Source organism: Mesorhizobium sp. M0751 (genome assembly GCF_040320265.1).
In the GTDB taxonomy this organism is placed as follows: domain Bacteria; phylum Pseudomonadota; class Alphaproteobacteria; order Rhizobiales; family Rhizobiaceae; genus Mesorhizobium.
Window position 1 is genome coordinate 1 of the sequence record NZ_JAMYPH010000031.1, and the last position, 19,559, is coordinate 19,559.

Below are 19,559 nucleotides of genomic sequence, written 5' to 3' on the forward strand. Positions count from 1 at the left end.
CAGGCGGTAGAGCGGTGTGCCGTCGACGTATTTGTGAACGAGCGCAAAGGCCAGCGTCGAAGCCGTGGCGATGCTGCCCGGCAAGGGTTGCGCGGGCATCGGCACGGTCACGACCGGCGTGTTGATGCCGGTGCGCTCACAATGGCGGCAAGCATACTTGAACCGCACATTCTGCAGGACCTTCGCCTTCACCTCGATATGAAGTTGCTCGGTAACGGCCTCGCCCATGCGATGCATCTGGTGACGGCAGCAGGGACAAGCCTTCTGGTCGTCGGGAAGGTCATACTCGACGCGCTCGCGCGGCAGGTTTTCCGGCAAGGCCTTGCGGCCGCGCTTCTTTCCCGTCGCCCCTTCGCTCGCCGGCAAGCCCGTGTCCGGCAGGACAACGACATCGCCATCTTCGCTGTCGGCGGCGTCCTCCTCCGCGGCCTGTTCGGCTTCATTGAAGAGACGGTCAATGTGCTTTTCGCTCTTCGGCGCAAAACGATGCAGCCGCGCAAGCGCCAGCTCTTCCTCGAGTTTGACGACGCGTTCGGCGAGTTGATCATCCTCGCCGGGCGAGCCTTGGATGCAATCATCGAGTTCGGGCAATCTCATCCCAATGTGACCGTCAGCTTGACTGAGAGTCCTTACCCTTCGCCTGAGGCTGCTCTGGGTGCCACCCAGGTCGACGTGGTCGTGACCTCCTCCTCCCGGTTTACCGGCGGCGCGTTCGAACTGACGCTGTGGAAAGACACTCTGGCTGTCGTTCTTGCCTCAAATCATTCTCTCGCAAGCCGTTCCGTGATCGAGTGGCACGAGTTGCACCAAGAGACGTTGCTGGTGCGCAGGGGCGAAGCATTTCAGCTCGCCGACGCTGTCGGACGCGGCGTGCAGCTTCCTCCAATCGTCGAACATCACGTCAGTGCCGGCATCCTTTTGCGCCTTGTCGGCAACGGGCTTGGAGTCGCTCTGATCCATGATCGAGATGCCGACAGTGTTCCTCACGATGCGGTCTGTCGCAAGCTGCGGCTCGGCGGCAAACCAATCCAGATCTCCAGTTTGGCCCGTTGGCGCCCCGACAACGCCAATCCTGCCCTGCCGACCTTCATCTCATTCCTGCGTGATCGGTATTCGTGCTGACAGTCATCCGACCGGCATAACCCGAACAGTCACCCGGCTTCAGAGTGTGTTGGGTCTGGCGAACGCACTGTAAGTTGTCATGGCTCAGCGATTGGCGCTTCAGCTTTGCCGGATCGGCAACTATCTGTCCGGTCTCGCGAGCCGAGAAATTCAACATAGGCGACCAGATCGCGATGAACGGCCGCGGCAGTTCATCCGTGATCTTGACCGGACGGTCATCGGGAATGGCGGAGTGTTTCAGCTTTGTCGTGACGAGTCGTTTGGCGCCGCACCCATTCAGCACCAAGGCTTTCGGCGATGCGTACCAGATCATTGAGCGCCGAGCGGATTTGCGGCCAAGGAAATTCGGAGCATTCCTTCCAGGCTTCGCCCTCGCGCAACAAGGCATCGAGCTTGCCCGCCACACCGGCGAGAGTCGTAGCGGGGGTGGTTGAGAAGGCTTCCAGAAGATGCTTTGTCTGGTCGCCAGCTTCGCGCTCGGCTCTGAGCGCAGCAATGTAACCGGTCTTCTCGGCAGCCAAATCCCAGCGTGCCTGATGCGCAGCAAAGTCAGCTTCGGCCTTTCCTCGGAGAGCGGCGGTATCCGGCCCGTTGCCGAGCACCTGATCGAGCGCCTCGATCGAATAGACCGTCAGTTCGTCCCCATCCGGCAGGCGGACGTCCACACAAGGAAAGCCGACGCTCTCGACAAGCTTTGTTTCCAGCCGCTGCTGCTTCCGACATAGCCGCTCGGCCTGTTTATGGGATCTCACCCATTCCTGCCAAAGCGCCAGTGCTGGGTCAGAACGCACCTTAGTCCTTCCGACGTCGCCTCCGGACGCGTTACCTTCAAGCGTCCACGCGGTAGTAGCCACCACTGTTCCTGCAAGCATTCGCCTGCGGGTGACGAATGGCAGACTCATGATATTGTCGGAATCAGTCACGATCCGAGCTCCTCAAAAGCTTAGGGTTGGGGTCAGGCCGGGTAAGGTGTTGCACCACTTTATTCGGCCGTTTCACACAGGCTCGTTCTGCCACCGGTCGAATATCGTCTGGGGCTGAGCGAGCGCAGCATCCACTCTACGGTCTTAAACGAAACCGTCGGCATGGTCAAGACTTTTAGCATCAAATGATGCGTTAGGTATAACAATGATAACGAGTGAGCAGTTGCGAGCAGCCCGCGCACTTTTGCAATGGGATCAAAAAGTCCTCGCAGCCAAGTCAAAAGTGTCCGTCGCGACCATTAAGCGGCTTGAGCCACTCGCTGGCATGTTGAAGGCCAACCAGGTGACGATCGAAGCACTGAAGCGCGCATTGGAGGCCGGTGGCGTCGAATTCATTCCCGAAAATGGCGGCGGGCCTGGCGTTCGGCTGGCGCGCCCTCTTCAAGTCAAATGACTTGCAGCAAACGGGGCAGCAAAGCATTCGTTCATCCATCTCCGGCCTATTGTCTTCGATGATAGTTGCGTGCGTCGAAGCCGAATTGGCGAGCACGCATGCGATGGCTGAGGTCAGAACCAGCCGACGGCCCGGCCGACCAGTTGGCTGGCACGTTTCCGGCCCCTGCCCACGCTCGACCGCCACGGACCGACCAGCCAAATGCTGGCCGTCGTATCGTAGACCGGCAGGCACCCTCTTCTTCAATCTAATCGAAAAAGGACCGACGAGGCTCGTTACCGTTGATCTTGCTGATGCGGAGCGGCTCGCTGCCGACAAGTTCGGCAGCTGAGGCCGAAATTGGCAGACCCACGGCAGCGGATTCTGGACCTTCTCCGCCGCTCTGCGTTTCAGCGCGATTGTTCAGCGTAATGACGTTTCTAGCCCGGGCCAGGCAGTCAGGCTGCTTGTTGTGATAACGGGCCCGAATTCCCTGACAGGACGGACCTGTCGCTGCAACCTCGTGCCGAAGGGAGGTTCGATAGAGACGCTGCGGGCGCCCGAAGGAATCATGGACATGCAGGTGCTCCACGGTCGGCGCCATAGCACGCCGTTGCTCGGGGAAGTTCAGGCCGCGATAGGTGGATTCAATATATGCGTCACTGAAATCGATAAGAAGTTCGCAACACGTTGGATTTTCGGCGACACGCAGACGTTACAGCCCGCCTTTATGTACGCCGCAACGGCTCAGATCTGTCTGGGTTCGGTCCACTCGGCGCCCGAGAGGCGAAGATCTCGGGATCGAGGCGCTTGGGCCATTGCTCGCCAGACAGAGCGATCCGATCCATGTCATACTGTCAAAGGCAAGACACTAGCAATTGGGGGCGGCGGCAGATGAAAGAAGAGAACGACGTTCAAAAGTTGGTGCGCACCCTGCGTGCTCGAGCACCTGATGACGCGGCGGAATTGCTTGTCCGAGAGTCTCCTGAGTTCATCCGCGACACACTAAAATTGTTGCCGGACAGGCACGCCCGTAAAGTGGCGGAGCATTTGCCGCCGCATATGCGGCCTGTCAAGCCTGATGCCGGTGGTAAGGGCGTCGCGAGCCCTGAGACGCTCATCGAGCTCATGGACCCGATTCCCGCCAGCGTTCCTGTCGGCACGACGGTAGCCGCTGCAGTGGAGGCCGTCAGACGCACCGAGGTGCCGACCGAGCTCACTTATCTCTATGTCACGGAGGGCGGCGATAAGCTGGTTGGCCTGGTGGTCCTGCGCGATCTGATGCTGAGCGAACCGGACGCGACGGTCGATCAGATCATGCTGCCCAGGCCATTCACCATTAATGTCGATCTCTCTTTGAGCGACGCATGCAGGGCAGCGGTACGCCGTCACTACCCTGTCTATCCCGTGGTGGACGCAAAGAGCCGGCTGCTCGGGCAGGTCCGCGGCTGGCGGCTGTTCGAGCAGCAAATCATCGAGATTTCCGCCCAGTCTGGTCAGATGGTGGGTGTCCAGAAGGAGGAGCGTTCTTTTACGCCGCTGTTTTCAGCCTTCCTGAGGCGTCATCCGTGGCTGCAACTGAACCTGCTGACGGCCTTCATGGCGGCTTTCGTGGTCAGTTCATTCACAGGCACGATCGAGAAGATCGTCGCCTTGGCAGCGTTCCTCCCGGTCTTGGCCGGGCAGAGCGGAAACACCGGCTGCCAGGCACTGGCTATGACGCTGCGTGGCCTTGCCCTGGGCGACGTGGACAAACGACCGAAGCTGCATCTGGTGATGAGGGAGGGCGCGCTCGGGATCGCCAACGGCGTGCTCGTCGGTCTTGTGGCGGCTGCGGCGATGTGGTTCTACGCCTCGAGGCAACCGGAGTCGGCGGCCCAGGCGCCCATGCTGGCACTTGTGATCCTGCTCGCCATGTCCGGATCGTGTCTCATGTCCGGAATCTCCGGCGTGCTGATCCCGCTGGGCCTGCGCCGGGTCGGCGCGGATCCGGCGGTCGCTTCGGCGATCTTCCTCACCACCGTGACCGACATCGTAGGCATGGGCCTGATGCTGGGGCTGGCCACCATGCTCGTGCTGTAGCAAGGCGCCTCCGGTGACGCATCCATGGGGAGATGGGTTCCTATAAGCTGACCTCGTCGCGTTCAACGAAATAGCAAGAGCCGTTCCGCGTCGCGTAGACGTGGTGAGAAGCGCCTCGTGGCAGCTCTCCGATCCCTTGCGCAGTGCCACGGAAGACCCTTGGATGAGCTGCGGGGTGAACTTGATGGCTCATTCAGTGACCAGATACGCGCAGAATCGCGCAAACAATATTAATCTTGCCGGCCGTGCGATCCACGACTGGTGATGATTTGAGTTAGTCGCCTGTCGTTCCGAATACTTCACTTGTTCCTGCAACGGTGAGATGATTTTCTATAACCAGCGCAGCCGCAATACGAATAACCCCGATGGTTTGTTGCGCGGCTGCAACAGCTGTTGAAAACTCGGACCATTTCGTCAAAGTTCAGTCGCCTTTTTTCTTGTGGTCGTGCTAAGTCCTTGGCACTGGTCGGGTTTGGGGTGGGTTCTCGGCATGCAATCTTCGTTTCGAACGATCTTCGGCTGCGCCGCGGCGCTGCTTTGTACCGGCGTATTGCCGGCCGGCGCACAAGGTCTTTTTACGGCCTATGACGATGCGTTTTCGGCCCGCATCGCCAGTCCGGCCGACAACGGAACGCTCGCCCAGTTCGTCACGGTTGCCGTCAACGCCGGGCAGTACGATCAGGCGATCTCCTCAATCGAGCAGTATCTGATCAAATATCCCCGCGATGCGCGCGCCCGGCTTGCGGCCAGCCGGTTGTACTATCATGTCGGCTCCTATGAATTGGCCCGCCGGCAAGTGCAGTACGGCATCGAAGTCGGGGGCCTGACCGCAAGTGAGCAGCAGGAAGCTGCTCGCCTGCTCGCCCGCATCGATCGCGCATTGCGCGGCGTCACCTGGGAACTCGCCCTGACCGGCGGCGTGTTCAGCGCATTTACCGATTTTGAGCCCGGCGGGGCGCAAGATGATGACAGCTTCGTCTCGCCCTATGGGCGGGCGGAAGGCTTTGTCCGGTGGGACCTTGGCACGCCAAGCGCCGACGCTCTCGTCCTTTCGGGGTCGTTGACGGCGACACAGCGTTTTTTCACGGAAGACCTGTCGGTTCCGGGTAGCGAGGAGACCTTCATCCACGGCAACGCCGCGATCACCTGGGACAAGGGGCTGCCCAACAGTGGGATCGATTCGCTGCGCCTGCTGCTTTCCGCCTTCACGGTTACAGATCGTTTCGACAGCGATATCCAGGAAACCGGCATCGGCGTCAGTGGGCGCTTTCTTGTGCGCCCGACAGTCGAGACGACGCTCTTCGCCGGTGGCGGCTACATCGATCTAAGCGCCTCGCAAGGCATTTTCGCCGATAGCAGGGTTTTCTATGAGGCAGGCGGCAGCTACCGCTTCCGCAATGGCCAGGCGCTCGGACTGCGCTTTGTCGGCTCGAATGACTTCGCCTCCGGATCTGAAATCGGCCGCAGCTACACGGGCGAGGTCCGCTATGGCGGCCTGTTGATGAACGTACCGGATCTTTTCGCATGGTCGCACCAGGTCGCCTTCTCGGCCGGCCATAGCGACGCTCCCGATCTGTCCATCGGCATCGGCACAAGTATCAAGAGCGACTTCTGGCGCATTGCCTCGGAAAGCGATTTTCAGCTTACGGAGGCGCAGAAGATCAGCGTCGATCTCGCCTATCGCGAAACCAACTTCGACATCGCCAACCGCGACCGAAAATCGTTCGAAATGCTCATGAGCTACACGTTGACGCTCAATTGAAAGAGGCCGCGATGAGGACCCCGTACCGTCAGATCGCCATTTTTATCGGCTGCCTTGCCTTTGCGGCACCATCCGCCGCTGAAACGGTCGGGTCGATGACGGCCTACCAGACCAACATCGTCCGCAACAACGGCGGGACAATGGACGTCGGTGCCGGCGTCGAGCTCGGCGACCAGCTGCGCAGCGATCCCACCGGTCTTGGAATGCTGGTGTTCCGGGACGAATCGAGCGCCAAGATTGGTCCGAACACCAGCCTGACGATCGATGAATTCGTCTACAATCCGGGCTCCGGATCGGGAAAGATCGACATCGGGATGAACAGCGGCCTGGCCCGTTTTTATGGCGGCCAGGTTTCAAAAGGCGGTGTCATGCAGGTTGCGACGCCGCACATGGTGCTCGGGGCCAGAGGCGGCATCATCGAAGTGCTGGTGGCAGATGGCCAGACCGTGGGCATTCTGCGCGCCGGCCGCATGACCTGCACGATCAATGGCAAACGGGTGGTCATCACAAACCCGGGCTTCGCCTGCACATCGGAAGATGGCAAGCTGCTGACCGGCTACGGCGGAATCGACACCTTCCCGATACTGGACAGCATCGACCGGATAGCCGGCACTGGCCTGCCGGGCGAACCGGGTCCGGGATTGGACGTCAGCGCCCTTTGTGCGTTGGCACTCGGTGGCTCGCTCAAAGTCTGCGATTCCACCGACGGGGCATTGCCAGGGGTGGTCATGGAGTTCCCCGACACACCAACGCCGCCTGTGGGTGGCGGCGTGGATGAGGGTGGTTGTGAGGGTGAGGGTTGCTGCTACGACTGCAATTAAGCCCGCCGGAACGACATGAGCCTCTTGGTCGGTTGGCACTGGGCTGATTGGCGGCAAGCTGGCAGGCGCAAAGTATCCGGCCTTGTGGTCGTGCTCCTGCTGCTCGCTTGCCATTTGGCTTTCGATGGGCCGCTGTCGCGCCTGCGCGAACGCACGTACGACTTCTACGAGTTTCTCGCCCCACGCCAGGCGACGAGCAATCCTGTCGTGATCGTCTCGATAGACGACGCCAGCCTGAAGGCACATGGGCGATGGCCCTGGAACCGTGGCCTTTTGGCCGATCTGGTCGATGGCATCACCAAGTCCGGCGCCGCGGTGGTCGGGCTTGCGCTGGTACTGCCCGAGGCCGACACCTCGCCTGAGGGCATCGCCGGAGACAAGCGCCTGGCAGCGGCGCTGGCCAAAAATCGAACGGCGCTTGCTGTCAGCCTGGGCAATGAGGCGACGGTTTCAGAAGCAGAGCCCAAATCCGGCTGGTCGATCGTTGGGCAAGTACCTGACACACTTCCGGGCTTCACCGGCCTGACCGGCTCGCTTGCCGAATTCTCCAACGCCGCCGCGGGCCTCGGCGTAATCCGCACCTTGCCCGATCCCGACGGCGTACTGCGCCATGTGCCGCTGCTTTGGCTTCGCAATACCGCTCAAGGCGTGCAGCTGTGGCCGTCCTTCGCGCTCGAGCTCCTGCGCCTTTACGCCGGACAGGACGGCTACATAGCCCGGATGAATGCCGCCGGGTTTGACGCACTCAGGATGGCTGGCGCCATCGTGCCGCTCGAGCCGGAGGGGAGTATCCGCCTCTGGGAAACCGCAACGGATACGCCGCGCATATCTGCCAGCACTATCCTTTCGGGCGGCAGTGACCCGCGGCTGCGGGACGCCATCGCCATTGTCGATCTGTCGGCGGTGGGACTGACGCAGTACCTGCCTACCCCGACGCGTCCAGCGCGACCAGGCGCCGACATCCACGCCGATGCAATCGGCCAGTTGCTTGCCGGGCGCTACCTTGAAGAGCCAACGCATGCGCGCATGTTGGAGCGGCTCTGGTTTGTCCTCAGTGCCGTCATCTTCATCGCGCTTTCCGGAGTGCTCGCCGGGCGTGTCGTGCTTGGTGCCCTGGCTCTCGCGCTGGTGGCAGCCACGCCGTTCGTGTTCGGCGCTCTTGAATACAGTATGCAGGGTAAACTCTATGACCCGCTGCAGCCGGCGCTTGCGACGATCCTGATAGCCAGCTTCGAAGGCTATGTCCTCTACAGGCGCAGCGAGCAGCGCCGGTCCACCCTGGCACGGCAGTTCTCCCAGTATCTGTCGCCTTCAGTGGTGCAGCGCCTCGCAAGTTCGGACACCGAAGCGATCCTGTCGGGCGAGAAGCGCGAGATCACCATCCTGCTCAGCGACATACGCGGCTTCACGACGATGAGCGAACAACTCGATACCCAGGAAATCGCAAGGGTGGTCAACCACTTCCTCGGCATTGCGACCGATGAGATCCTCAAGCGCGACGGCACCATCGACAAGTTCATGGGCGATGCGGTGCTTGCCTTCTGGAACGCACCGCTTGATCAGCCGGATCATCGCGAGCGCGCGCTCGACGCGGGCCTTGCCCTGATCGAACGGGTGAAGCGCGAAGACGCCGCATTCACCGCGGATGGCCATCCCTCCATCCAAATCGGCGTCGCCATCGAGACCGGCATCTGTTCGGTGGGCAATTTCGGCTCCGAACGGCGCTTCGACTACACCGCGATCGGCTCGCCGGTGAACCGCACGGCACGCCTCGAGTCGACGACCAAGAAGCTGGGCATCCCCCTGGTGCTTGGTCCCGGCTTTGCGGCAGGAGCATCGATGCCGGTCGTCCAGGCGGGCGCCTTTGAGCTCCAGGGTTTCAAGGGCGAGGTGCCGGTTTTCACCATTCCGGAGCTGCAAGCTGCTCACCAAAGTATGAGCCGCGAAGTAGAAAGCCAACGTGGTGAGCAATCTGGCGCCCCTGCCGTGGTGGTTGGTTCGCCGCCATCCGTGCAAATGGCACCGCCTGATCTTGCACCCCGAACTCGAAGCACACGCTGACCGGATCCAGCGGATCGCAGGGGTGCCGACCTGCTTTGTGAACTAATACTGCTGGGGAGGCCTAGGTGTCATCAGACGGCCCTTTAATTGCGGGTGGCTGTCAATCCGGATCAGCGCGACAGCCGATGAGACGCGGATAGACGGCGAAGGGATCTGTCGAGGTAACCCAGGCAATGATTGTCGAGGCCGCCGAGTTTTCGAGCGAGAAGATAGGCCGTGTTATCCAGTTCACCACGAATGGCAGCACGGCTTCGTTGAGTTAGCCGGCGCCATCATGTGGAGGCAGCGCGTGGTACAGATTGTTTATTTCGGGATGTTCCCAAGAGCATCCAGCCGTAGCACTCCCCGAGCTGCCCTAACGAGAGAGTTCGCTGGGCCGGGATTATGGCCGTTATTAACCTGACGCAATCGAATTCAGCTGGCGCTGGCCTCGTCGGGCGCGTGGGCGGTCTATCGACATCAATCGGTCGCCGCGGATGTTGGGATGCGCATGCGTCGGCGCACGTAGCGTCGATACGCCTTGGGCATGTGGGCGTTGACAATGACATGGCCGGACGTGTTTCAGACGCCGAGCAATTCCAAGGACTGACCACCAGAACCGAACCTCCCGACGGATTTTCGCGAGCTGCATTCCTCCATCCCCTCCTTATCAAAACCGCCGCTCGCGAATTCGCTGGCGAGTATATCTCCGGTATGATATACATATATCACTCATGAGGATATACAAAATGCCGCTCTTCATTCGCGATCCCGACGTCGACGCCATGGCCGTCGAGCTACAGCACATTACCAACGCGCGCAGCAAGACCGAGGCCGTCAGAACCGCCTTGCGCCATGAGATCGAGCGCAACCGCGGCAGCGTCCCGCTGCGCGAGAGACTTGCCAAAGTCAAGGAAATGGCGCGGCGGATCGGGCCGGCCAACCCTGATTTCGATATGAAGAAATTCACCGACCAAATGTGGAGCGACGACTGATGTTCGTCGATGCCTCGGTGATCGTTGCCATCCTGAACGAGGAACCTGGCGCGGAAGAACTGGAAAAGCGGCTCGCGGCCGCGACCAAGCCGCTGTATATCTCCCCGCTCGTCCGGTTCGAGGCAGTCCAGGGTCTCGCGCGAGCGTCGGCCGAAGCCATCAAAAAGAACGCCAAGCCCACGGCCAACATGCTGGCGCAAGCCCGTGATACCGTCGACGCCTTTTTGATCGAGATCGCCGGCAAGGAAATCATGATATCCGGCGACATCGGCGACCGGGCGATCGAAGCCAGCATGAAATACGGCAAAGCAGTCGGGCACAAAGCCGATCTCAATTTCGGCGATTGTTTTGCCTACGCTTGCGCGAAGGCTCATCGGGTTGCCCTGCTTTACAAGGGCAATGACTTTTCACAAACTGATCTGGCGTAAGGCTTTCCTGGCCTTGCATCGCGGCGCGAGAGCCGATGGGCCCTTTTGCCTGCTTTGGGCGAATCGTCGTCTTGTTAAACGCAATATTACGAGGAACGTTCGCTGCAGCACTGGTTTTCTTCGGCACGATCACCGTCCAGGCACAGCGGGCAGACGGCATCTTCTGGGTGCTGCGATCGGGTGCGCCATGCCGCGATCTGCCAGGGGGCGATACGGCCCACGCACCACCTGCTACAATCGCTTCGTTCGATGGCGGAAAGCAGGTGTGTGGGACCGCCTCATGCATGGCATCACCAAAGCCCATGATGCAACGGTGCAGATGATCGATACCTCCATTGTTCGCGTCCATCAGCAAGGCGCGACAGCAAAAAGATCCTATGGGCTGGTGGATAGCGACCTGCCGTCGGCAGAATGGCGTTGCTAGACCCACTCATTCTGGAGACGACAATGCAACAGGTTGCAAATCGGCCGGAACCGGCCGCTATCCGCATTGATCTTGGCGCGATCTTTGTTTCGATGGAACTGTCTCGATCAAGTTGGCTGATCACTTCACTGTCGCCGGGTGGCTGGGAGAAGATGTCCAAGCATTCTCTGCGGGGCGGGCACGTTGCGGGACTCCTGGAGCTGTTTGCGACGCTCCAGGAAAAGGCTCGGGCACGAACCGGCGAGCGCTTCCGGATTATTGTCATTCAGGAAGCTGGACTAGACGGCTTCTGGATCCATCGGGTGCTTCAGGGCGAAGCGATCGAGAGCCACGTGGTCGACGCCGCCTCGATCCTGGTGTCACGGCGGCGCCGACGGGCGAAGACCGATAAGATCGACGGCGAGACCCTGGTACGGACCTTGCTGGCCTACAAGCGTGGCGAGCCGCGGGTCTGCTCCATGGTCAGGCCGCCGACCCCCGAGGAAGAGGATCGCCGCCGACTCTGCCGGGAGCGCAAGACGCTGATCGCCGAGCGGGTGGAGCACGTCAACCGGATCAAGGGGCTGCTGTTCGCCCAGGGCGTCGGTGACTATGAGCCGCTGCGTCGCGACCGACGCGCCAGGCTCAAGGATCTGCAAACGGGTGATGGTCGCGCCTTACCTTTCCACCTGAAGGCACAGGTTGTGCGTGAGCTCGACCGGCTTGAGCTGATCCTGGAGCAGTTGCAAAAGGTCGAGGCGGCGCGCGACGATCTGCTGTTGGATCGGGCCAAGGCGAACGACCCGGCGCCGGTGGTGAGACTGCTGCAGCTGAAGGGGGTGGGCGCTGAGTTCGCCAACGTACTCTGGTCTGAAGGTCTTTATCGTCATTTCGACAATCGAAGGCAGCTTGCGGCCTATGCCGGGCTTGCGCCAACGCCCTGGCAGAGCGGTTCTGTCGATCATGAGCAAGGCGTCTCAAAAGCGGGCAATCCGCGGCTGAGAGGAACGATGGTGCAGATGGCCTGGCTGTGGCTGCGACACCAACCAGACTCGGCCCTCAGCCAGTGGTTCAAACAGCGGGTCGAGCGCCACGGTGGGCGGCTGCGTAAGCCGCTAATCGTCGCCTTGGCACGTAAACTGCTGGTCGCACTGTGGCAGTATGCGACCGCCGGAGTGGTGATGGAGGGCGCCATCATAAAGCCGACCTGATCTGAAGCCAACCAAACCTCTTTCGCCATCTGACGGGGCCTGATCAGCCCCGGCGGATCCAGGTGGACGAACCGGCCTGGCATATGGTCTCAACAACCGCCCCTAAGAATGGTCACGTCCTCCTGAGCCTAGCCGCCGTATGCGGGATAAGGGTGCAGCCGCCCTGGGGCGGCGACCGTATGTGAGTTTCAACCGAGCCAGAAATGCTCGTATTGGAAACAGGCTCAACCTCGGATCCGTAGCAACTCCAGGAGATAATCCATGAAGCCGTAAGCCGTACACAATCCGGTTGACCCGAGTCCGCCCATGTGAGGGGGATCGAGATTATTGTCTCGGTCGTTCCCGATGCGGGCTGACGACCAAAATCCATGCTCTTGTCGACGCCGAAGGCAGGCCGATCAAGCTGACGCTCACGGCAGGTCAAATGAGTGACATTGCCTACGCAGCGGACTTGATCAAGGATTTGCCCGAGGGTGCCATGCTGCTCGCCGACAAGGGCTATGATGCCAACGCCTTGCGCAATGCCGTCACCGAGCAAAAGGCATGGGCCAACATCCCGCCCAAGGCCAACCGCAAGGACCCGATGTGCTTCAGCCCCTTTCTCTACAAGGCCCGCAACCTCGTCGAACGTTCTTCAACAAGGCCAAGCAGTTCCGTCGCATCGCAACTCGATATGACAAGCTGGCAGAAAACTACCTTGCTGCCCTGAAACTCGTGTCAACTCGCATCTGGCTACGCGGTGATGAGTCTACGTCCTAGCGTTTTGCGTGCCCTGCCCGGTTGTCATTCGCCGCGCATGGTCGCCTGGAACGTCGGCAGGTGCTTCTTCTGCGCCTCGAGCATTTTCTCGCGATAGACGCCATAGATGACGTCGGTGTCGTGCAGCGTGACGCCGGCAATTGTCGGCGAGGCAAAAACCGGCAGTTCGATGCCGCGTTTCGAAAGCGCCTCGGCGGTGCGGGCGATCAGCTCATGCGCCAGGATCATGGCAAGCACGGTCGACGAACCGGAGACCGGCCGGCTCCAGCCCTCGACCGGCACGATGGCATCCTCGATCGGCGAGCAGGTGTCGATGACAAGGTCGGCGGCATCGGCAAGCCGTTTGCCGGAAGAGTGCGTCGCCGGCTTGTCGAGATTGTTCTTGCTAGTTATCGCAACGACGAAGATGCCGCGTTTTTTCGCATAAAGCGCGGTGTCGATGCCGGACGAATTGCGGCCGCTGTGGCCAAAGATGATGATCGAATCGCCTTTGTTCAGCGGCTGGTGGTCAAGGAATTTCTCGGCGTATTTCTCGGTCCGCTCCAGCCACAGAAGTTCGCGCACGCCGCCGGCGCCGAGCACGTTATGCCACATGACACGCGGGTCGGTCAGCGGATTGAAGCCGACATAGCTGCCGTAGCGCGGAAACACTTCCTGGACCGGCAACACCGAGTGGCCCGAGCCGTAAAGATGAACCAACCCGCCGCTCTCGAGCGTGTCGGCAAAGCGGCTGGCCGCCTCGCCAAAGGCTTCGGCATTGGCTTTCGAGGCCTGCTCAATGAGGGCGGCAAGGCGGGGTATGTAAAGGTCGGACACGTCGGTACTCCTATTATGTGTCGGCTTGGGTATGGCTCAGTTTCTTGCGTTTGGCAGGGCGCGACCGGCGCGCAGCGTCGAGCGGATTTCGTAGCGGTCGCCACGCATGACGGACACGGTGAATTCGAATGGGCCACGCTCGTCGGTGGTGATGCGCTCGACCACGAAAGCGGGACTTCCCGCCGGCAGATCGAGCAACTCGGCATCCGCCGCCCCGACAGCGCCGACACGGTAGTTTTCGCGCGCCGCGACCGGCACGATGCCGTAGTGGCGTTCCAGCGCTTCATAAAGCGATCCCTGCAGCAGGCCGGCATCGAGAAAGCCGGGCACGCGCGCGGCCGAGAGCTGCGCCGTCTGGATGCCGATCGGCTCGTTGTTGCCGAGCCTGAGCCGCCGGATGCGCACCACCGGGTCGCCCTCCTCGATCTCCAGCGCTCCGGCCGCCGCTGTATTGGCTGTGGTCAGGCTGCAGTCGAGCAAGCGAGAGCCAGCGACCACGCCCATGTTGCCCATTTCCTGCGTGAAGCTGGTGAGTTCGCGGGTGCCGGCGACCAGCGTGGTGGAGCGCACGAAGGTGCCGCGGCCATGTTCGCGCCTGAGCAGCCCGTGCTCCTCAAGATTGCGCAGTGCGTGACGCAGCGTGATACGGCTCACCCCGAACAGCGCGCACAGTCTGTCTTCGGCCGGAATCTGGTCGCCGGTCGCCCACTCGCCACTCTTGACGATGGCGCGGATGGCCTCTTCCACCTGATACCACAGCGGCTCGGGCCTTCGGCGGTCGGGTTGCTGAAAGCTCGGCTCGCTCATCTTATCTGCCTCCACTGCGCTCCGGCGAGGCCGGCCAGCGAGGCGCCGACGAGACCGGCGCGGGAACCGAATTCGCCTGAGCGCAGAACGATGTCGCGCAGATGCGGCGGCAGCTGACGCCGCAATGCCGAAAGCAGCGGCGGCCCTATCACGTCCAGCGCATCGGCAAGGCCGCCGGAAATCAGGATCGCCTGCGGATCGAGCAGCGCGACCGCACCCGCAAGGGCAGTGCCCAGCCGGCGCGCCGGCAGCTCCAACGTGTCAAGTGCGGCCGTCTTACCAGCCCGGGCGGCCTCGACCAACCTGCCGCCATTGGCCAACCCGATCTGGCGCGCCGCGGCATCGAACGCACGCCCGGAAGCGAAGCGCTCCAGCCAGCCGCTACGGTCCTCGCCTTCATCCTTGACGTCGGCGCACGCCCAGCCGAATGAGCAAGCGCCGCCACATGCGCCGGCAACGATGCGGTTATTGACGAGAACGGCGGAGCCGATACCGGTGCCGATCGCCAGCAGGATGGCATCGGACAGGCCCTTTGCGGCACCTTCGATCGCTTCGGCCAGCATGGCGATCTGTGCGTCATTGCCAACGGCAACGCGCAGACGAGGAAACAAGGCCGCGATGTCGACACCGTCGAGATAGGGCAGGTTCGGAATCCAGCGGCAGACCGAGCCTTCGACAAGCCCCGGCACCGCCAGGCCGAGTGCCTCGACCGGGCCTGCCTCGGCTCGCAAGGCACCGATACGGGCGACAAAGGCATCAAGGCTTGCCGGCGCAGGCTCGCGGCTCAGCATCTCCAGCCAGCGAACATCGCCGGTATGGATTGCGGCGCGCAAATTGGTGCCGCCAAGATCGATGGCCAGAACGCGTGTCATCGAGAGCGGCTCCGATTGGCAGCCGGCGCGAACAGCCCGCTGCCGGCATGCCAGGACTGCGATCCGGCTGCAAAACCCTGCGCGTAGCGCGTACCGCGCAGGCAGCCGCGCAGCCGATAGAGTGCGCTGTAATAATCGACATAGGGGAAACTGCTCAGGCCACGTGCCAGTTCGTATTCCTGCACCGCCTCGCTCCAGGCGTCGAAGCCGCTGCTGACGTCGACGAGATGTTCGGCGCGAAAGCCTTCGTCGTCCTCCCAGTTCTCGCCAAACAACAGCAGTTGCGGCGAGTGCGCGGCATGGACGCGCTTCAGCGTCGGCAGTGCCGCAAAGAAAATGCCGGTCTGCGTCAGTCGGGCCGCGGCGCGATGGTCCTTGTGCCAGCTGCCATGCCAGTGGGTGATGACGATTTCGGGCTTCAACTCGCGGACAACGTCGCAAACTTCGAGCGCCGTCTCGTCGTCGCAAGGCAAGAAGGCATCGTGCAGCCCGAGACTGCGCATGGTAACGCCGAGCCTGGCTGCGGCCTTTGCGGCTTCCTGCTCCTTCTGGACGCAATAGTGCTCGGGGATGAGGCTTGGATGGCCCTGCTCGCCCATGCTGAGATGCAGGAAGGTGACTGCGGCACCGCCTTGGGCTGCCACGGCCGCCAGCGGACCCGCAATCACCTCGGCGTCGAAGGCATGCGCCCCGACGACCAGGATCGAGCGCGCGGCATAGACCTTGTCCTCGATCATTTCGCGCCTCCCCCGGAGCCGACGCCTTCGCGAATCTGGCGGGCAAGCAGACAGTACATGATCAGGATGGGCGCCATGGAGATGGCAAGCGAGGCGAACACCAGGCCCCATTCCGTGCGGAACTGGCCGACAAACACGCTGATGGCCAACGGCACGGTCTTGTAGCGGTCGTCGAAAATGAAGATCAGCGGGAAGAAGAAGTCGTTCCAGACGGCGATAGCGGTGAAGATGGCAACGATTGATATAGCTGGCTTCACCATCGGCAGCACGATCTGGAACAGGATGCGCACCTCGCCGGCCCCGTCCATGCGCGCCGCCTCGTCAAGCTCGGACGGCAGGACCCGCATGAAGTTTGCGAAGATGAAGACGGCGAAGGGAATGCGGATCGCCGAATAAACGAGGATCAGGCCAGTCAGCGAGTCGAGGAGGCCAAGGTTGCGCATCAGCGTGAACAGCTCGACCGAGGCAAGCCGGATCGGCAGCATGATGCCGGCCAGGAACAGGCCAAGCATGATGCCATTCCAGCCCAGCCGATAACGGCTCAGCGGATAGGCGGCCATTGCCGATACAACAATCGTCAGGAGCACCGCGCCGGCGGTGACGATCAGGCTGTTGACGAAATTCTGGCCGAGATCGGCGCGCATCCAGGCCGCGGCGAAATTGTCGAATGCCCAGCTTTTCGGCAGGCCAAGCCTGTTGTCGTAGATTTCCGCCGTGGTCTTGAAACAGGAGACGACGAGAATGTAGAGCGGCACCAGCACCGCTGCAGTCCACACGACCAGCGCCGTCCAGCCGGGCAGCCGTGCAAGCTGTTGAGGGATGGCGAACATGCTCACAGTTGCACCGTGCGACGGTCGAAGAAGCGCAACATCAAAAGCGTGCCGACGCTGAGGATCAGGAACAGCAGCGTGCCGAGCGCCAACGCCAGGCCTATATCCGTGATACCGACGGCGCCTTCGGCGCCGAAAGCGAGGCGGTAGAAATAGGTCACCAGCGTGTCTGTGGAATAGCTTGGATTGCCCTGCACGCCTTGCATGACATAGACGATGTCGAACTGGTTGAAGGTGTTGATGAACGACAGCGTCGTCAACGTGCCGATGGCCGGCATCAGCAAAGGCAGGGCAACCGAGACCAGCATGCGGCCGCTGCCGGCGCCGTCCAGCCTGGCAGCCTCGAATATATGGGACGAAATCTGCCTGAGGCCGGCGGTGTAGATCAGCACCGGCAGGCCCATCCAGTTCCAGGCGTCGACGGCGATCAGCATCACTAGTGCCGTGTGGCTGTTGCCGAGAACGGTCAGGCTGCCTTGATGCAGACCAGAGCCGTTGAGCATCCATTCGATGGTGCCGCCGGGCGCCAGCAGCAGCCGCCACAGGGCACCGACGATGACGGGGCTCAGCACCGCCGGGAAGAAGAATACCGACTGGAAGAAGGCCGCCCCCTTTTCGCGCAGAAACAGCAGCCAGGCAAACAGCAGACCAAGGCCGTTCTGGAACAGCATGATGCCGAAGAACCAGGCGACGTTGTGCCAGAGCGCCCCGTAGAGCCGTCCACCGCTCGGGAAAACGAACAGCCGGGTAAAATTCGACAGGCCGGCGAACTCCAGCATGCGCAGGCCCCTCCAGACGAAGAAGCTGCCCCACAGCGACATCACCAGGGGATAAAGGACGAACAGCGCATAAACGGCCAGTGCCGGCACGATGAACAGCACGGCCATGCGCTGCTGGGTGCGTTGAAGGCTGCTTTTGCGGCGACGGGCGATCATGTGCTGTTTCGCGCAGGGTGTGAAGGCCTACTGCTTCGGCTTGAACCAGCTGCTGACGCCGGCCTGCATATCCGCCGCCAGCTTCTGCGGCGTAATGTTGCCTTCGACCATGTCGATGATCTCGGACTGGAGGATCGAGGAGGCCGTCGGCGTCTGCCAGCGGAAGCCGACAAGCGTCAGATAGGGTGTGGAATTCTTCGACATCTCCATCATCGTGGCGAGTACCGGATCTTTCACGGTAACGTCGGTACGGGCCGGCGGCCAGCCCAACTCGTCGGCGAAGAGCTGCGCGAACTCGGCCGAAGCCATGAAGTTGAGCACCTTGATCGCAGCTTCCTTGTTGGTGCTTTCAGAGACGAGACCATAGGAGCCGTCCGAAAAGGCCGAGGTGTAGAGCTTGGTGGCAGGATCGTCGGCGGGGAACGGGAAAATCGAGAATTTCAGCTTCGGGTTCTGCGCCTTGAAGCTGCCGTTCTCGAACGAGCCGCCGAAGAACATGGCCGCCTTGCCGCCGATGAATTGCTGTGTGGAAGTGGTGTAATCGACACCGGCAAAGCCGTCGGAGAAATAAGGCTTCAAGTCGGCATAGCGTTTCAGGGCAGCCACGTAGCGCGGATCCTCGAAGGTCGCTTTGCCGCTCATCATTTCGTCGTAGAAGCCCGGGCCATAGATGGTCGGACCGACAACACCCACGCCGATCTCCAGCGCCCAGGCGGAGCCGTTGGCACCGCCAGCGGCGATTGGCGTCATCCCCGCCCCCTTCAGCTTCTCGCAGACGGCGACGAAATCGTTGTAGGTCTTGGGAATCTCGATGCCCTGGGCGGCGAAGATGTCTTGATTGTAGAAGACACCCATCATCGGCACCGAATAGGGCACGCCATAGATCTTACCGTCGGCAACGCCACGAGCGCCGCCGAGCGCGCTATCGGGCATGTTCTTCAGCTCCGGCACGCTGTCGTCGAGCGGGTCGAGATAGCCACCCTCGATGAATGGTTGCAGTTCGCCGTAAGCCTTGAGCTGAGCGATATCAGGCCCGCGGCCGCCACGCAGCGCCGTACTCAGCCGGTTCTGGTAGTCGGCGTCGGGGGTGAACTGGATGTTGACCTTGATGCCGGGAGTCTTGGCCTCGAAGGCGTCGAAGATGCGGCGCATCGCAGCCTCGTCCTCGGTGCGCCAGCTCCACAGGGTCACGGTGTCGTCGGCCTTGGCCGGCAGTGCGGTGAAGACCGCAGTGCAGACTGCGGCAAAGCCGCCGATCAGGCCGAGTGCGGCGCGTCGATGAATTGAAAGCATGCTCAGTCTCCCATTCTTGTCGATATTGTCATCCCCACGGCGGTTCAAAAGCCGCAAGGCCGTCATAGCTTTTCTCATGTCATTATAACGACATGACTTCGACTGCAAGTGCCTTGCAGTATGTTCGGGCATGGCCGGCAGCGGAGAATCATCTCGAACTGCATCAGATAATTTCTTGTTTTCACGATGTAATCTTGCATGCTTTGTTGACCGCAGTAAGAAAACGCCGCAACACCGGCAGGAGCTCTCCACGAAGATAGCGCTTGCATCGTTGCTTCAAGTTGTCATAA

The 19,559-nt window shown here is 61.4% G+C and carries 17 protein-coding genes and 3 pseudogenes; 11 read left to right on the forward strand and 9 right to left on the reverse strand.

Features of this window, described 5'->3' with window-relative positions:
* Positions 1–540: pseudogene (locus NKI19_RS29870) on the reverse strand (transposase); the annotation flags it as partial.
* On the opposite strand from NKI19_RS29870, the gene NKI19_RS29875 reads away from it, so the two are divergent.
* On the forward strand, positions 487–1,122 hold the full coding sequence (locus NKI19_RS29875) for a LysR substrate-binding domain-containing protein (RefSeq protein WP_352951268.1): 636 nt from the start codon (positions 487–489) through the stop codon (positions 1,120–1,122). The pseudogene NKI19_RS29870 and the gene NKI19_RS29875 sit on opposite strands and share 54 nt — an antisense overlap.
* Before the next feature lie 215 nt (positions 1,123–1,337).
* Here the strand turns inward: NKI19_RS29875 and NKI19_RS29880 are convergent, their stop codons facing one another.
* Complete coding sequence (locus NKI19_RS29880) at positions 1,338–2,045, reverse strand: hypothetical protein (protein WP_352567270.1); 708 nt, start codon at positions 2,043–2,045, stop codon at positions 1,338–1,340.
* Positions 2,046–2,250: 205 nt separating this feature from the next.
* On the opposite strand from NKI19_RS29880, the gene NKI19_RS29885 reads away from it, so the two are divergent.
* The 10 genes and pseudogenes from NKI19_RS29885 to NKI19_RS29930 form a co-directional block, all read left to right on the forward strand.
* Positions 2,251–2,499, forward strand: coding sequence for a helix-turn-helix domain-containing protein (locus NKI19_RS29885; RefSeq protein ID WP_352567268.1), 249 nt, complete (start codon positions 2,251–2,253; stop codon positions 2,497–2,499).
* Positions 2,500–3,372: 873 nt separating this feature from the next.
* A complete protein-coding gene (locus tag NKI19_RS29890) occupies positions 3,373–4,560 on the forward strand; it encodes a magnesium transporter (protein ID WP_352567266.1) in 1,188 nt (395 codons plus the stop codon).
* Between the two features lie 490 nt (positions 4,561–5,050).
* The gene (locus NKI19_RS29895; RefSeq protein WP_352567264.1) at positions 5,051–6,322 is read left to right on the forward strand and encodes a tetratricopeptide repeat protein; all 1,272 of its coding nucleotides are present in this window, start codon (positions 5,051–5,053) and stop codon (positions 6,320–6,322) included.
* Positions 6,319–7,143: a FecR family protein gene (locus NKI19_RS29900; protein WP_352567262.1), complete on the forward strand. Its 825-nt coding sequence runs from the start codon at positions 6,319–6,321 to the stop codon at positions 7,141–7,143. Before NKI19_RS29895 ends, NKI19_RS29900 begins: the two co-directional genes overlap by 4 nt.
* Before the next feature lie 15 nt (positions 7,144–7,158).
* The gene (locus NKI19_RS29905) at positions 7,159–9,204 is read left to right on the forward strand and encodes a CHASE2 domain-containing protein (RefSeq protein WP_352567260.1); all 2,046 of its coding nucleotides are present in this window, start codon (positions 7,159–7,161) and stop codon (positions 9,202–9,204) included.
* A gap of 728 nt (positions 9,205–9,932) precedes the next feature.
* Entirely contained in the window at positions 9,933–10,178 is a 246-nt protein-coding gene (locus NKI19_RS29910; RefSeq protein ID WP_023678723.1) for a type II toxin-antitoxin system VapB family antitoxin, read from the forward strand.
* Entirely contained in the window at positions 10,178–10,606 is a 429-nt protein-coding gene (locus NKI19_RS29915) for a type II toxin-antitoxin system VapC family toxin (protein ID WP_352567258.1), read from the forward strand. Before NKI19_RS29910 ends, NKI19_RS29915 begins: the two co-directional genes overlap by 1 nt.
* A gap of 152 nt (positions 10,607–10,758) precedes the next feature.
* Positions 10,759–10,979, forward strand: a pseudogene (locus tag NKI19_RS29920) (transposase); the annotation flags it as partial.
* A gap of 74 nt (positions 10,980–11,053) precedes the next feature.
* Positions 11,054–12,220 (forward strand): IS110 family RNA-guided transposase, encoded by a 1,167-nt coding sequence (locus NKI19_RS29925; protein ID WP_352567257.1) that lies wholly within the window; start codon positions 11,054–11,056, stop codon positions 12,218–12,220.
* A gap of 310 nt (positions 12,221–12,530) precedes the next feature.
* Positions 12,531–12,979, forward strand: a pseudogene (locus NKI19_RS29930) (IS5 family transposase); the annotation flags it as partial.
* A 24-nt stretch (positions 12,980–13,003) separates the two neighbouring features.
* Here NKI19_RS29930 and NKI19_RS29935 read toward each other — a convergent pair.
* Genes NKI19_RS29935 through NKI19_RS29965 form a run of 7 tightly spaced genes read right to left on the reverse strand, consistent with a single transcriptional unit; the run spans position 13,004 to position 19,269 of the window.
* Complete coding sequence (locus tag NKI19_RS29935; protein ID WP_023722251.1) at positions 13,004–13,795, reverse strand: sugar isomerase domain-containing protein; 792 nt, start codon at positions 13,793–13,795, stop codon at positions 13,004–13,006.
* A 36-nt stretch (positions 13,796–13,831) separates the two neighbouring features.
* Positions 13,832–14,602, reverse strand: a complete 771-nt coding sequence (locus tag NKI19_RS29940) for a GntR family transcriptional regulator (RefSeq protein WP_352567255.1) — start codon at positions 14,600–14,602, stop codon at positions 13,832–13,834.
* Positions 14,599–15,474 carry an ROK family protein gene (locus NKI19_RS29945; protein ID WP_352567253.1) on the reverse strand — a complete coding sequence of 292 codons (876 nt, stop codon included), beginning with the start codon at positions 15,472–15,474 and terminating at the stop codon, positions 14,599–14,601. Before NKI19_RS29945 ends, NKI19_RS29940 begins: the two co-directional genes overlap by 4 nt.
* Positions 15,471–16,211 carry a PIG-L deacetylase family protein gene (locus NKI19_RS29950; protein ID WP_352567252.1) on the reverse strand — a complete coding sequence of 247 codons (741 nt, stop codon included), beginning with the start codon at positions 16,209–16,211 and terminating at the stop codon, positions 15,471–15,473. The genes NKI19_RS29945 and NKI19_RS29950 overlap by 4 nt, the downstream gene beginning before the upstream one ends.
* The gene (locus NKI19_RS29955) at positions 16,208–17,041 is read right to left on the reverse strand and encodes a carbohydrate ABC transporter permease (protein ID WP_352567250.1); all 834 of its coding nucleotides are present in this window, start codon (positions 17,039–17,041) and stop codon (positions 16,208–16,210) included. Before NKI19_RS29955 ends, NKI19_RS29950 begins: the two co-directional genes overlap by 4 nt.
* Positions 17,042–17,043: 2 nt before the next feature.
* Positions 17,044–17,976, reverse strand: coding sequence for a carbohydrate ABC transporter permease (locus NKI19_RS29960; protein ID WP_352567248.1), 933 nt, complete (start codon positions 17,974–17,976; stop codon positions 17,044–17,046).
* 27 nt (positions 17,977–18,003) lie between these two features.
* The gene (locus NKI19_RS29965; protein WP_352567246.1) at positions 18,004–19,269 is read right to left on the reverse strand and encodes an extracellular solute-binding protein; all 1,266 of its coding nucleotides are present in this window, start codon (positions 19,267–19,269) and stop codon (positions 18,004–18,006) included.
* Positions 19,270–19,559 lie beyond the last annotated feature (290 nt).